The following is a 14,238-nucleotide window of genomic DNA, read 5'->3' as shown; positions in this document are numbered from 1 at the left end:
GGGAGCAAAAGCTCTGAACGCCCACACGAGAATTGAGCCTGCCAAAATGAGGAGAACGAGATGAACAATTTTGACGTCACCCGCCGATCGGCAATGAAGCTGTTGGCAGCCGGGGCCGGCGTGCTCGCAGCACCTTCGATCATCCGCCCGGCCTTCGCCCAGAGCAAGGTCGTCAACATCACGACCTATGACAAGTTCGTACCGCAGTCCTTTATCGATCAGTTCCAGAAGGATACTGGCATCGAGGTGCGAATCCGGCTGACCGACGACCAGGGAAAGCAGTACAACCTTTTGACCGCCGAAGGGGCTGCACCTTCCACCGACATTGTCACCGTGACCGGCCATCGCCTGTCGCAGTTCATGAAATCGAACCTGCTCTCGTCGCTCGACACCACGCGGCTGAAGAACTGGGGCAAGCTTGCAGCCGCCTACAAGGGCGCGCCGCAACTGACCGTCGACGGCAAGACCTTCGGCGTGCCGCTGCTTGCCGGCTTCGAGGGCCTGGTGCGCAACACCGAATACGCCAAGGCTTCCGACAGCTGGGCGATCATGTTCGATGACGAGAACAAGAACCTGACGTCCTACATCGTCAGCGACTTCCTCTCGATCGTCATGCGCTACCAGGGCAACGACGGCGACTATGTGACCTACGGCGACAAGCCCGAAGTCGCACAGGCCGCAACGAACCAGGCCCGCGATTTCCTCATCCAGCACAAGGACAAGGTGCGCAAGTACTACGATGCCGGCTCCGAGCTGCAGCAAATGTTGGTCAACGAGGACATCTACCTGGCGCAGGCCTGGTCCGGTCCGGCCGCCAAGCTCATCATGGACGGCCATCCGATCGAGATCTCGGTGCCGAAGGAAGGGACATTCGGCTTCCTCTACTCCTTCAACATCGTCAACAACGCGCCGAACGCGGACGCGGCCTACACCTTCCTCGACGCCATCCTGTCCTCGCCGGAGATTGGTGCTGCGATGACCCGCCAGTCCGGCTTCTCGTCGGCCTTCGACGGCGTCGACAAGGTGCTGGACGAGAAGGAGCGTGCCGCGCTGTCGCTGCCGCCCGAGCAGGTCGAACGCATCCAGTTCTTCAGCTCCGTCAACCGCGACATGAAGAACGAGATGATCGACAAGGCAACGGCCGAGATCAAGTCGGCCTGACCTATCAAAATCCGGGCGATCGGCTGAGGCCGGTCGCCCGTCATAAAATGGACTCTTCCAGAGCCGGGAACAAAGACAATGCTGGATACGACAACACAACCGCCATCCGTCGGTTTGTCGACGGTGCCGCGCTATGCCGGATGGATCGGCAAGGCGGCACGTTCGGGGCTTTATCGCCATACGATCGGCCTGCTCGTCGAAAGCCGGCGCGTGCGTCTCGCCGTGCTGGCAGGCGTGCCGCTTTTCTGGATCGCCATGTTGCATATCGGGCCGATCCTGCAGATGGCCAATATCAGCCTACTTGCCAACTATCCGCCGCAGCCGGACAAGAGCAGCGAATACACGCTGGCCAACTACGCGCTGTTCTTCTCCGATCGGCTCTACTTCCTGCCCTTTGTCCGCAGCCTGATCTTTGCCGCCGTGGTCACGATCTCGACACTGGTGATCGTCTATCCCGTGGCCTACTACGTCGCAAAGATTGTGCAGCCGAAGAACCGGATGCGGGCCCTGTTGCTGCTGCTCATCCCCTTCTGGGCCGGTGAGCTGATCCGCACCTTCTCGGTCATCATGCTGCTCGCCAACCGCGGGGCGCTGAACGTGCTCTTGCGGGAATTCGGCTTCATCGACCGGCCGATCCCGATGCTCTACACCTTCTTTTCGCTGAGCTTCGGCGTCATCTATCTGCTGGCGCTCTACATGCTCCTGCCGCTCTATTCGGCGATCGAGAAGATCCCGACGCCGCTGATCCAAGCGGCAGCCGATCTCGGCGCCGGACCCTTTCAGCGGTTCCGCCGGGTCATCCTGCCACTCTCCAAGGACGGCATCGTCTCTGGGTGCAGCCTCGTCTATCTGACCGCCGTCGGTGTCTTCGCTGCGCCGCTGCTGCTTGGCGGCCCGAATTCAGTGATTTTCCCTGAAGTTATCGCGACGCTGTTTCACGGCTCAAACGACAAATGGCCGGAAGGTGCTGCCTTCTCGATGATCATGCTTGTCGTGTCCTTGACGACCGTCGGGCTCTTCATGCGGGTCGTCGGCGGTCGCTCCGTCCGGCTGATGTGAGGGCGAACGATGCGAACCTATTTCAACGACCTTCCGAAAACCGCGCTTGGCGCTTCCTATTGGATCTTTGCCGTCTATCTGGTGCTGCCGCTGGCGCTGATGACCGCGATGAGCTTCAAGGACGCGAACTTCATCGCCTTCCCGATCGGCAACTGGACGCTGTCCTGGTACGGCAAGGTGATCCAGGACAAGCAGTTCCTCGAAGCCTCGCTCTATTCGATCGGCATTGCGCTCGCGACCACCGTTTCGGCGACGATCATCGGCGTCTGGATCGCACTTCTCGTTTCGGCGGAAAACATCTGGGGCAAAGCAGTGATCTTCGCGCTCGCCTGTCTTCCGGCCGTGGTGCCGGGGCTGATCAACGCGATCTCGATGCGCATCTTCATCCGCGCCGTCGACATTCCGACCGGAACCTTCGCGATCATCCTTGCGCATACGGTTCATGCCGTGCCCTTCGTCGTCATCATGGTTCTGACCCGGCTGCGGTCGATGCCGGCCAATCTGGTGGATGCGGCGCGCGATCTCGGCGCCGATCCCTTCATCGCCTTCCTGCGCGTCACCATCCCCTATCTGATGCCGGCGCTCTTCGGCGGCATGATCTTCTGCGTGTTGACCAGCATCGACGACTTCGTCCGCACCTTCTTCCTCGGCGGCTACCAGCCGACCCTGCCCATGCTGATCTTCGCCAAGGTGCAAGGTGGCATGTCGCCGGAAATCAACGCCATGGCGACCATCGTGCTCGTCGTCACCACCGCCATCGGCCTTTATGCCGAGCATTTCACCCGCCGATCGAGGAGCTGACGCAAATGCAGCCTGTCGTCCATTTCAAGAACGTCAACAAGTCCTATGGGGCGCTGACCGCCGTCGATGATCTCGATCTTGCGATCGCGCCCGGCCAGTTCGTCACGCTGCTTGGCCCATCCGGCTGCGGCAAGTCGACGACGCTGCGCATGCTCGGTGGCTTCGATAGCCCGACGTCGGGGGAAATCTACCTCGAGGGCAAACCGATCTCGCACCTGCCGCCGAACAAGCGCAACGTCAACATCGTCTTCCAGGACTACGCGCTCTTTCCGCATTTGACGGTCGGCCGCAACATCGCCTTCGGCCTGGAATTGAAGGGCATGGAGAGCGCCGCGATCCACAGACGGGTCAGCGATCTCCTCGCCCTCGTCTCCCTTCAGGATCACGCCGAACGCATGCCGGCACAGCTTTCCGGCGGACAGCGCCAGCGCGTGGCGCTGATGCGGGCGCTGGCTCCGGATCCGAACGTGCTGCTCCTCGACGAGCCGCTGTCGGCGCTCGACGCGAAGCTGCGCCAGCAGATGCAGATCGAGCTGAAGTCGATCCAAAAGAAGACCGGCAAGACCTTCATCTTCGTCACCCACGACCAGGAGGAAGCGCTCACCATGTCCGACGTCATCGTCGTGATGAACAAGGGCAGGATCGAGCAGATGGGAGGACCGGACGAGCTCTACGCCCGGCCACGCAGCCGCTTCGTTGCAAACTTTATCGGCCAGAGCAATTTCCTCGAAGGCACGGTTGCTTCGGTCTCCGGCGAGATCGCTGCCGTCGAGTGGCGCGGCAACATCGTGCATGCGGATGTGAACGGCACCTCGCCGATACCGGGAGACCATGCCACCGTGGCGCTGCGACCGGAGGCGGTTTTCTGCCTGTCGCGCAAGCCGGAAGACCGGCCATCGCTCAAAGGGCGCATCGATCAGCGCGTCTTCAAGGGGGCTCACACGTCGCTGACCGTCAAGCTCGACAACGGTAGCACGCTCGAGGCGCAGATCGATCCGGTGGCGCTTTCGCATATCGAAGGGGACGACGTCTGGGTGGGGTGGCGCGACCGCGATGCCGTCCTTTTGGCGAAGTGAAGGGAGATCGGGGATGACCGACAGTCAAAAGCAGCAACGGCTTGCCGCGCTCAATGCGCGGGTAAGGCAGGACCTGAGCTACCTCAACTATCCGCCGGCCAACTGGTCGAAGCCGGTGACGACTGCGGCGGGCGATGACGTCAGCGATGTGGTCGTGATCGGCGGCGGCATGTGCGGGCTCGTTGCCTGGCATGCCTTGACGCGTGCCGGCATTGCCAATCTGCGCATCGTCGACCGCGCGCCGAAGGGTTTCGAGGGCCCTTGGGTCACCTATGCACGCATGGAGACGCTGCGCTCGCCGAAGATCCTTCTCGGCCCGGCACTGGGCGTTGCGTCACTCAGCTTCCGCGCCTGGTTCACGGCGCTTCATGGTGAAGCGGAATGGGAGGAGCTCTTTCGCATCCCGCGGCCTATGTGGATGGATTACCTGCGCTGGTATCGCGATGTCATGGACATTCCGGTCGAAAACGACACGCATGTCACCCGCGTCGTGCCGCGCCCCGATGGACTGCTGGAACTTGAAATCGCCGGCGGCGCAAAACCTGCGATCATCACCCGCAAGCTGGTGATGGCGACGGGCCGCGATGGGCTCGGCGAGCCGACCATTCCGGATTTCGTCAAGGGCATGGAGCGGCACAAGTCCTGGGTGCACTCGGCCGACGAGATCGACTTCGATCGCCTGAAGGGCAAGCGGGTCGTCGTCATCGGTGTCGGGGCTTCGGCGGTCGACAATGCCGCAGAGGCACTGGAGCAGGGAGCCGGGGAAGTCCGCCTTCTCGCCCGCCGCAAGGAAATGCCGACGGTCAACAAGCTGATGGGCATCGGCTCTTATGGTGTGACCGCAGGCTTTGCCGAGATCTCGCCGGAATGGCGTTGGCGGCTGATGGACTATGCGGCCAAGCAGCAGACGCCGGCACCACACAATTCGACGCTGCGCGTCAGCCGGCACCCGAACGCCTACTTCCATTTCGACTGCGGCATCCGGTCGATGAGGGAAGAGGGCAGCGAGGTCGTTATCACCACGACGAACGGCCGCATCTTCCGCACCGACTTCGTCATCCTCGGCACTGGGTTCTCGATCGATCCGCTGAGCCGCAGTGAGCTTGCCCCCTATCAGGACCAGATCGCCTGCTGGGATGACCGATACGCGCCGCCACCGGGCGAAGAGAACCCCGGGCTCGGGCGCTTCCCCTGGCTGAGCGGAGACTTCTCCTTCACCGAGAAGGAGCCGGGAACAGCCCCCTGGCTGAAGGACATCCATTGCTTCAACTACGGCGCCTCCGTCAGCGTCGGCAAGGTCAGCGGCGACATCCCCGCCATCAGCGAGGGTGCGCTCTGGTTGGCGCGCGGGGTCGCGGCCTCGCTCTTCATTCGGGACGTCGACTACCATTGGGAAGCGCTAATCGCCTACGAAAAGCCGGAGCTCGACGGGACCGAATGGGTGGATGCCGACGCGCCGACGCCGGCGCAGAAGACGGCCTGAACCTCCCGCGTTTCAGATGACAGGAAAACCAATGACTTCTCCATCGACAACTGACGTAATTGACACCGTGCTCGGGCTCGATCGCTTTCCCGACCTGCAGGCGCTGCGCGAACAGCGGGCGAAGCTGAAGCAGTTGAGCCAGACGAGCTATCAGGCCGCCCTTCGCCCTGCCGATCCGCGCAACTTCTCCTATGCGCTCCGAGCAGCCCTTGCTGCGCGCATGGCGGCACTCTGGAAGTCGCAGGAGCTCTCCGCGCATTTCCGGGCGCTGCTCGAACGCGAGGACGAGGGCTCCGCGTTGGCGTCGATTGCCGATCCTGGCAACGGCATCGAAGACCCCCGCCTTCAGGCGATCCTCGCCCATGTCGATCTCGTCACGCTTTCGCCGAAGGAGGCGACGCGCACCAACATCGAAAAGCTCGCCGCCGCAGGTCTCGACGACCGGGACATCGTCACGCTCGCCGGCCTCATCGCCTTCGTGAACTATCAGGTGCTGGTTACGGCCGGCCTCAAGATGCTGAGGGACAACTGAGATGTCGCAAGCCGTGCACGAATTCACCGTCGAAGCGCTCGACTGGAAGCCCTATGTCAAGCCGGTCGATGTCGAGACCGCCACACCCGAACAGCTCGACGCGCTGAAGATCACGCCGTCCAACAAGAAGATTTCGGACTATGTGCTGGTTCTCGCCAACGAGCCGGAAACCTTGAAGGAGCGCACGCCGCTCTTCAACGACATCATGTATAGCGAGGGCGGGCTGTCGCGCGGTGGCCGGGAGATCGGCGCGCTTGCCGCATCCTTCGTCAACCGCTGCATCTATTGCGCCTCGGTTCATGCGGCGCGCTACATCCAGCTCGAAAAGCGGCCGGAGGTGGTGGACGAGATCTATGGCAGCGGCCTTGACGCGAACCTGCCGGAATTCGAGCAGGCGCTGTTCAATTTCGGCGTCGACCTGACGGCGCATCCCGACAATGTCGGCGCCTACCAGTTCTACCATCTGCGCGAGATCGGCCTCGACGACCTGCAGATCCTCGACCTTATCCACGCGGTTGCAATCTTCGGCTGGGCCAATCGGCTGATGCATACGCTCGGCGAACCACACCGGCTGGATTGAGTGAAACACGCTTCCGATCACGCTGCGGTCACGGTCCGTCCCTTCGACATCGCGCATCGCGACGTGCTTCGCATCGCGTTGCCGATGATGATCGCCTATCTGTCGAGCCCGCTTGTCGGGCTCGTCGCAACCGGCGTCATCGGCCAGTTGCGCGACGAGACCCTGATCGGCGGCGTGGCGCTTTCGACCGTCATCTTCGACGTCATCTTCGTCACCTTCAACTTCCTGCGCGGCGCGACCACGGGTTTTACGGCCCAGGCGCTCGGCGCCGGTGACCGGCGTGAAGAGCAGCGCATGCTCGCAAGCGGCCTCATCATCGCGATCGTGGCGGGGCTGGCACTGCTTTTGCTTCAAAAGCCGATCGGCGCGCTTGGCCTTGCCGCCATGGGCGCGGAAGGCAAGGTCGCCGAAGCGGCCGCCACCTATTTCGCCTGGCGGGTCTGGTCGGCGCCCTTCGTCCTCTTCAATTTCGTGGTTTTCGGCTGGATCATCGGGCGTGGCGATGCGCTCTGGGGCATGATCCTGCAAACCTTGCTCAATGCGCTGAACGCCGGCTTGAGCGTGCACTGGGTCCTCGGTCTCGGCTGGGGTGTGGCGGGCGTTGCTGCCGCCTCTCTCGTTGCCGAAGCCGTCACGGCACTGGCGGGGCTCTACCTCATCTGGGCAAAGACCGACCGGAGCGCGTGGAACCTTCCGGATTTGACGGCGTTCCGCCGCGCCTTTTCGGTCAATGGCGACATGATGATCCGCTCCTTCGCGCTTCTGATCGGGCTTTCCTTCTTCACCCGCCAAAGCGGCATGCTCGGCATCGAAGTCCTTGCGGCCAATACGATCCTGCTGCGCTTCTACTTCTTCGGCGTCGCCTTTCTCGACGGGGTGGCAACGGCAGCCGAGCAACTGGCCGGACGAGCCGTCGGCGCACGCTACCGGCCAGCCTTCGATCGCGCCGTCGGATTGACCACAATATGGGGCTTCGTCTTTGCTGGCCTTGTCGCGCTCTGTCTCTTTGTGGCCGGCGACTGGGTGATCGGCATCACCGCCCCGTCGGAAAGCGTGTCAGCACTTGCACACGCGTACCTGCCCTATGTCGCCGCCCTTCCGATCTTCGGTATCGTCGCCTTCCAGATGGATGGCGTCTATATCGGCGCCACCTGGTCGCGGCAGATGCGAAATCTGATGGTCGCCTCGCTGGTGATCTACTTTACCGCCTGGGCGATCCTGCAGCCGGTCTTCGGCAATGACGGACTGTGGATCGCGCTGATCCTGTTCCAAAGCGCCCGCAGCGTCGCCTTCCGGCTCATGCTGCCGCGGCTGGCCGACCGCACATTTTCGACCGTGCGCCAATGACCGGGCCCTGACGTTCGGCTATGCCCAGTCTCGGGTCGACGGCAACAGAGGCAGGGCCAGCGGATTGTTGCGATTGCCGGCAACCTGCTCGGCCAGGAGAAGTGCTGTCGTCGGCCCCAGGGTGAAGCCCTGGTGCCCATGGCCGAAATGGAACCACAGGCCCTTGTGACGACAGGGCCCGACGACGGGAAGCATGTCGGGCATGCAGGGACGGGTACCCGACCATGGCGCTGCTTCGATGGGGTCGCGGAGTGCAAAGAGCGTTCGTGCGGCGCTGACAGCGTGTCGTATCTGTCGGGATGCCGGGGCGGTGCCGAGCGGCGCCAGGTGCGCGCCGGTCAAAACCCGCCACCCCGCGTTCATCGGGGCGATCAAGGCGGAGCTGTCGATGTCCAGCATCGAAATGCGTGGGCCTTCCTTGCCGCCAAAGTGCCAGTGGTAGCCGCGCTTGAACACCATTGGGACACGATAGCCAAACCGCGCCAAAAGCATCGGCGACCACGGCCCCAGGGCGACGACCGCGTTTTCAGCCGTGAGATTGCCACCCTCCGACAGGACCCGCCAGCCCGCGCCGGTCTGGTGCAGGGACATGGCATCGCCCTGGGCGACCTTGCCGCCGCGGGCGACGAAGAGCGCGGCGTAGCGCGAGACCAGGTCGCCCGGATCACGGCAGGTCCAGGGTGAGGTCCAATGGACTGCGCCCGCCAGCCGGCTTTTGAGCGCAGGCTCGCTTGCCGCAAGCTCGTCGGAGGTAAGCACGTCCGACGGCACGCCGTATTCCCGTTTCAGACGCTCGGCGGTCGCGACAGCCGCATCGAGCTTTCCTGGCGAACGGTAGACCGCGCGCCAGCCCTCGCGAACGATCAGGTCGCCGGCATTGGCGGGTTCGATGAAGCGCGCATGATCGTCGCTTGCCCGCAGCGCCAGCTTCGAGTAGGCCGCGACGGTTCTCGCATAAGTCGCCGGCGCCGATTGCGTGAAATAGCGCCAGAGCGGTCCGGCCAGCCGCGGCATGTCGCCGAGCCGCCAGTCCGTATCGTTGCCGCGCTTCAATCCGACCCTGACGATCTCGGCAAGCGAGCGAGGAAAAGCATAGGGTTCGACGGCCTCGGTCTGGATGATGCCGGCATTGCCGTAGCTGGTTTCCCGGCCCGGTGCCTTGCGGTCGATAAGCACCACCTGGTGCCCGGTTTCCTGCAAAGCGAGCGCTGTGGAGACGCCGACCATGCCGGCGCCGAGGACGATAGAGGTGGTCATGGATTGGTTCCGCGGAAATGCTCGTCAGAAGGTGAGGCGGGAATTGTAGCCGACCACGAATTGGATGAAACGCGAGACGTCGACCATGTCGTCGCCCTGGTAGCGGATCGTGTACCCGTCGGTGCGTTCGACGCCCTTGAGATAGGAAAGATATTCTGCCGGAAGGCGGTTGCGGAAGACGATCTCAAGGACGGGGTTCTCCAACTTGAACGGCTTTGCCGAACCGGCCCTCGACAATGCCTTCTTGACGCCCTCGCGGATGCGGCGATGGGCGGCGGCGGGCGTCAATGTGATCGCCGATTGCGTGCTGTAGACTTGCTTGACCGGCACCGTCACGATGTCGCCGATCCGCTCCTTGATTTCGTCGAGGGCAACGTTGTCACCGGATGCGAGCAGCACCGGTACGCCAAAATGTCCGGCAATGGCGGCGTTGATCCCGGCCTCCGGCATGACGGTGCCGTTGATGCGCACTTCGGCAAAGGCGGTGCCGCCGATCGTGTGGGATAGCACGCCACTCGCATGGCTTGCGCCGGCATGGTAGCCGAGAAGCATCGCGCCGACGAAGGAACCTAGCTCGACGCCCTGCATCATCATCAGCGGCCGCGGCCAGCTGCGCACGACCTGCACATAGTCCGGCAGGCGGTCGATCAGGATGCTCTCGCCATTTCCATGGGAATCGCTGAGGATGACCTCCTCGACGCCTTCTTCATGCGCAGCTTCGCAGGCGTGAACCACGGTGTCTGTCATCCAGCGCCGCGCGTTCTCGTATTCGAAACCTTCGGGCATCAGCTGGTCGCGGCTCACGACCCCGACGATCCCTTCGATGTCAGCGGAAATATAGATGCGCATTCCTGCCTCCCCGGTCAGCCGCGCAAGGGCGCGGATAATGCATTTGACTTTCCGACGATAAACATAGTTTTATGATTAGAAAATATCTTTCTTGAATGGCGAGGGACGAAAATGAAACTTTTCATCGCGGGGCTGGATACGGAGACCAACACCTTTTCGCCGATGCAGACCGGCATCGAGGCCTTCCGCGAGAACTTGATCGCCTATGGCGATGCCACCGGCAAGCCGCTCAACTGCTGCTCTTCGCAAATGTTCGTCTGGCGCAATGCCGCGCAAGAAAAAGGCTGGGATGTGGTGGAGAGCTTGTGCGCCGTGGCCGAGCCCGGCGGTAGGACCACGCGAGCGGTCTATGAGAGTTTCCGCGCCACCATTCTCGACGATCTCAAGGCCGCGATGCCGGTTAGCGCCGTGATGCTCGCGCTGCACGGTGCCTGTGTGGCCGACGGCTACGACGATGTCGAAGGCGATCTGCTCGCGCATGTCCGGCAGGTGGTCGGGCCGGATGTGCCGGTCGCAGCCGAACTCGACCTGCACTGCCATATCACCGACCGCATGCTGGCCAATGCGACCATCATCTCCACCTACAAGGAATATCCGCACACCGACATCGAGGAGGTCGCGGAGCAACTGTTCCGGCTGGTGGAGCGCACACTTGCGGGCGAAGTGAAGCCAGCCATGGGCATGCATGACTGCCGCATGATCAACACCTTCCACCCGCATCGCGCGCCCTTGCGTGGCATCGTTGACCGCATGAAGGCGATGGAAGGGCAGGACGGTGTGCTCTCGGTCTCCTTCGGTCACGGCTTCCCCTGGGGCGATGTCGAGGATGTCGGTGCCAAGATGCTTGTTGTGACCGACAACGATCCGGAAAAAGCCGCGCGTGTCGCCCGGTCCTTCGCTCGCGAGATATTCGAGGCGCGCGAACAGATGCGGGGAGACTATCTCGGGATCGACGCGGCGCTGGACCGGGCCGTTGCCGCGACAAGCGGTCCGATCGTGCTTGCCGATGTTTCGGACAATGCCGGCGGAGGCGCGCCTGGAGACTCGACCTTCATCCTGCGTCGTATCATCGAGCGCGGCATCGAAGACGTGGCCTCCTGCCTCTATTGGGATCCGATTGCGGTTCGGATGTGCCGCGAGGCGGGGGAAGGGGCCACTTTGGCACTGAGGATCGGCGGCAAGGTGGGGCCAGCATCCGGCGACCCGCTTGACCTGACGGTGACGGTCAGGCGCGTCGCGTCCGGCATCACCCAGCGCTTCGGGCCGACGCCGCTTGCCATCGGCGATGCCGTGTGGGTGTCTTCCGGCAGCATCGACATCGTGATCAACACAGTGCGCACGCAGACCTTCCATCCGGAATGCATGACAGCGCTTGGCCTCGACCCCGCGCAAAAGAAGATCGTCGTGGTGAAATCCAGCAACCACTTCCGTGCCGGCTTCGAACCGATCGCGCGTGACATTCTTTACGTCAGTGCGCCAGGCGCCTTGCAGCCGACATTCGAGGATCTGGCTTTCACCAAGCTGAAGCGCCCCTATTGGCCAAGGGTCGCCAATCCGTTTGCGGAGTAGGCGAGCTTCGAAACGCTGCAAGTGGTTGTGGGGCAGGGATTGCCGTCAACACGATGTTGCTTTCGGCCACGTATTATAGGAAATGGTTTTCCTATCATGCCAATCGGATTCTGTGTTGCGGGCGGGCGAGAACCGGCGAGCACTTCGATGGCGGCAGGCAAATGGAGACGCCAACGATGACCGACGCGAAATCCAGCCTTGGCGAGATCCTCAAGGATATTCGCAATCGCAACCGTTGGACCTTGGCCGAAGTCAGCTCCATGACCGGGCTTGCGGTCTCGACCCTTTCCAAGGTCGAGAACAACCAGATGCAGCTCACCTACGACCGCTTGATCCAGCTTGCCCAGGGCCTGAAGGTCGACATCGTCGAGCTTTTCGGGACGATGACGGGCGCCGAAGACGTGCCCAACATGATGGGGCGGCGCACCTATACCAAATCCGGAGACGGTCGGGAGATCGTCACGCAGAACTACGACTATCTCTATGTTTGCACGGAGATTTCCAAGAAGTCGATGGTCCCGATCCTGGCGATGGCACGGGCGCGCACGCTCGAGGAGTTCGGACCGCTGATCCGCCACAAGGGCGAGGAATTCTTCTACGTCCTCGACGGCGAATTGGAACTCCACACCGAGATCTACGCGCCCCTTCGGCTGAAGAAGGGTGATTCCTGCTACTTCGACGCCATGATGGGACACGCCTATTTGAGCGTCAGCGAGGAGCCGGCGCAAATCTTATGCGTTTGCTCGACCCCGGAAACCGAATTGGTCTCCACACTGGCAAACGCGCAGACGATCAAGCTCAAAAGCTGATCGAAACTAAAAAACAAATACGATAAGAAAAAATATTGCACTTAGGAAAATCGTTTCCTAGTCTAGGACTGCGGTGGGTGCCGGGAGGGCATCGCACGCCGCGGTTCTGGGGAGGACGACGAGATGAACGGTTCCAAGTGGAAATCGATCGGCATTGCATTGCTTCTGACATCGACACCGCTTTTCGGCGCGATTGCTGCGCAGGACGTGCTGGTGCTGGCGCGCGCGGAAGATCCGCCGACGGCCGATCCAGGCATTGAGATCAGCAACAGCGGCTACACGCTCACTTACGCCGCCTATGAAAGGCTCGTCGCCTACAAGGGCGCCTCGACGGAAGTCGGGCCGGAACTCGCCGAAAGCTGGACTGCCGACGATGCCGGCCTCGTCTGGACCTTCAAGATTGCGGCCGGCCACAAATTCGACGACGGCTCGCCGGTCGATGCCGCCGCCGTCAAATTCAGCTTCGACCGGCTGATGAAGCTGAAGGCCGGCCCGTCCGACGCGTTCCCGGTCTTGAAAGAGGTCGAGGTCGTCGACCCGCAAACCGTAAAGTTTCACCTGACCGCGCCGTTTGCGCCGTTCATTTCCACGCTTGCCGTCTCCGGCGCTGCGATCATCAATCCAAAGGTGATGGAGCATGAGAAGGACGGCGACATGGCGAAGGCCTGGCTCGCCGAGCATACGGCCGGCAGCGGTCCCTATCGCATCGCTTCCTGGGAGCGCAACCAGAGCATCGTGCTCGACAGCAACGAACATTATGCAGGCGCCAAGCCGGCGCTGAAACAAGTCGTGCTCCGCATCGTCGGCGACGTGTCGGCGCGTCGCCTTCAACTGACCAACGGCGATGCCGACATCATCGAACAGATCCCGCTCGATCAGGCCGAAGCGCTGCAGAAGGATGCCTCCGTCGTCGTCGAGAGCAATCCGAGCATGTATGTGAACTACATCTACATGAACAATCGCCAGCCGCCGCTCGACGACGCCAAGGTGCGTCAGGCGATCTCCTATGCGGTCGACTACCAGGGCATCATCGACGGCATCATGCTCGGTCAGGCCAAGCAGATGCGCGGCGCGGTGCCGAGCGGCATGTGGGGCCATGATCCGCAGGGTTTCCAGTACAGCTACGACATCGAGAAGGCCAAGGCGTTGCTTGCCGAATCCGGCAAGGGCGACATCCATTTGACCTATACCTTCTCTCAGGCCGATCCTGCCTGGGAACCGGTCGGTCTGGCGCTGCAAGCCTCTCTCGCAGAAATCGGCGTCAAGCTCGATCTGCAGGCGGTCGCCGACACGACGAAGCGCGAGTTGGTCGCCAACGGCAAGTTCGACATGGCGCCCGGCGCCTGGACGCCTGATTTCGCCGACCCCTACATGTTCATGAACTACTGGTTCGACGCCGGTAAGATGGGCGGTCCGGGCAACCGTTCCTTCTACAACAACAGCAAGGTGACGGGTCTCGTCCAAGAGGCAGCTTCGATCGTCGACGAAGCAAAGCGCAAGGCTCTCTACATCGAGGCGCAGAAGCTTTCGACTGACGACGCGCCGTACCTCTACATCATGGAGAAGAACGACATCTTCGCCCGCCGCGCCGCGGTGAAGGGCTATGTCTACAATCCGATGCTGATCCAGGTCTACAACTTCGGAACGATGTCGAAGACGGAGTGAGGAGGAACGGTCAAGCTTCGCTTGACCGACCGCATTCCACGGAACGCCTG

General features: G+C 62.2%; 13 protein-coding genes. 11 read left to right on the top strand and 2 right to left on the bottom strand.

The window, feature by feature from the left end; all coding sequences use genetic code 11:
* Nucleotides 1–60: 60 nt before the first annotated feature.
* The 8 genes from AC3WVQ_RS26670 (at nucleotide 61) to AC3WVQ_RS26635 (ending at nucleotide 8,039) form a co-directional block, all read left to right on the top strand.
* Nucleotides 61–1,161: an extracellular solute-binding protein gene (locus AC3WVQ_RS26670; protein WP_051659598.1), complete on the top strand. Its 1,101-nt coding sequence runs from the start codon at nucleotides 61–63 to the stop codon at nucleotides 1,159–1,161.
* Nucleotides 1,162–1,239: 78 nt separating this feature from the next.
* Nucleotides 1,240–2,220: an ABC transporter permease gene (locus AC3WVQ_RS26665; RefSeq protein WP_051659597.1), complete on the top strand. Its 981-nt coding sequence runs from the start codon at nucleotides 1,240–1,242 to the stop codon at nucleotides 2,218–2,220.
* A gap of 9 nt (nucleotides 2,221–2,229) precedes the next feature.
* Nucleotides 2,230–3,021, top strand: a complete 792-nt coding sequence (locus AC3WVQ_RS26660) for an ABC transporter permease (RefSeq protein WP_060584577.1) — start codon at nucleotides 2,230–2,232, stop codon at nucleotides 3,019–3,021.
* 5 nt (nucleotides 3,022–3,026) lie between these two features.
* Nucleotides 3,027–4,097, top strand: coding sequence for an ABC transporter ATP-binding protein (locus AC3WVQ_RS26655; RefSeq protein ID WP_034801840.1), 1,071 nt, complete (start codon nucleotides 3,027–3,029; stop codon nucleotides 4,095–4,097).
* A gap of 13 nt (nucleotides 4,098–4,110) precedes the next feature.
* A complete protein-coding gene (locus AC3WVQ_RS26650) occupies nucleotides 4,111–5,580 on the top strand; it encodes an NAD(P)-binding domain-containing protein (protein ID WP_492383237.1) in 1,470 nt (489 codons plus the stop codon).
* A gap of 31 nt (nucleotides 5,581–5,611) precedes the next feature.
* Nucleotides 5,612–6,112 carry a CMD domain-containing protein gene (locus AC3WVQ_RS26645; protein ID WP_060520885.1) on the top strand — a complete coding sequence of 167 codons (501 nt, stop codon included), beginning with the start codon at nucleotides 5,612–5,614 and terminating at the stop codon, nucleotides 6,110–6,112.
* Between the two features lies 1 nt (nucleotide 6,113).
* On the top strand, nucleotides 6,114–6,692 hold the full coding sequence (locus AC3WVQ_RS26640; protein WP_043614924.1) for a peroxidase-related enzyme: 579 nt from the start codon (nucleotides 6,114–6,116) through the stop codon (nucleotides 6,690–6,692).
* On the top strand, nucleotides 6,693–8,039 hold the full coding sequence (locus tag AC3WVQ_RS26635; protein ID WP_404528325.1) for an MATE family efflux transporter: 1,347 nt from the start codon (nucleotides 6,693–6,695) through the stop codon (nucleotides 8,037–8,039).
* 18 nt (nucleotides 8,040–8,057) lie between these two features.
* On the opposite strand, the gene AC3WVQ_RS26630 is transcribed toward AC3WVQ_RS26635, so the two are convergent.
* Nucleotides 8,058–9,296, bottom strand: a complete 1,239-nt coding sequence (locus AC3WVQ_RS26630; protein ID WP_457578452.1) for an NAD(P)/FAD-dependent oxidoreductase — start codon at nucleotides 9,294–9,296, stop codon at nucleotides 8,058–8,060.
* A 24-nt stretch (nucleotides 9,297–9,320) separates the two neighbouring features.
* Nucleotides 9,321–10,145 (bottom strand): M55 family metallopeptidase, encoded by an 825-nt coding sequence (locus tag AC3WVQ_RS26625; RefSeq protein WP_192358951.1) that lies wholly within the window; start codon nucleotides 10,143–10,145, stop codon nucleotides 9,321–9,323.
* A 111-nt stretch (nucleotides 10,146–10,256) separates the two neighbouring features.
* On the opposite strand from AC3WVQ_RS26625, the gene AC3WVQ_RS26620 reads away from it, so the two are divergent.
* The 3 genes from AC3WVQ_RS26620 to AC3WVQ_RS26610 all read left to right on the top strand — a co-directional run bounded on the left by AC3WVQ_RS26620 (nucleotide 10,257) and on the right by AC3WVQ_RS26610 (nucleotide 14,188).
* A complete protein-coding gene (locus AC3WVQ_RS26620; RefSeq protein WP_192358948.1) occupies nucleotides 10,257–11,714 on the top strand; it encodes a M81 family metallopeptidase in 1,458 nt (485 codons plus the stop codon).
* 176 nt (nucleotides 11,715–11,890) lie between these two features.
* The gene (locus AC3WVQ_RS26615; protein ID WP_034801861.1) at nucleotides 11,891–12,523 is read left to right on the top strand and encodes a helix-turn-helix domain-containing protein; all 633 of its coding nucleotides are present in this window, start codon (nucleotides 11,891–11,893) and stop codon (nucleotides 12,521–12,523) included.
* Nucleotides 12,524–12,646: 123 nt separating this feature from the next.
* The gene (locus tag AC3WVQ_RS26610) at nucleotides 12,647–14,188 is read left to right on the top strand and encodes an ABC transporter substrate-binding protein (protein ID WP_492383236.1); all 1,542 of its coding nucleotides are present in this window, start codon (nucleotides 12,647–12,649) and stop codon (nucleotides 14,186–14,188) included.
* The last annotated feature ends 50 nt before the right edge of the window (nucleotides 14,189–14,238 follow it).

This window comes from Ensifer sp. EB106-05-01-XG146, from assembly GCF_058791875.1.
Note: the sequence above shows the minus strand (reverse complement) of the source record. Positions and strands in the feature narration are given on the sequence as shown.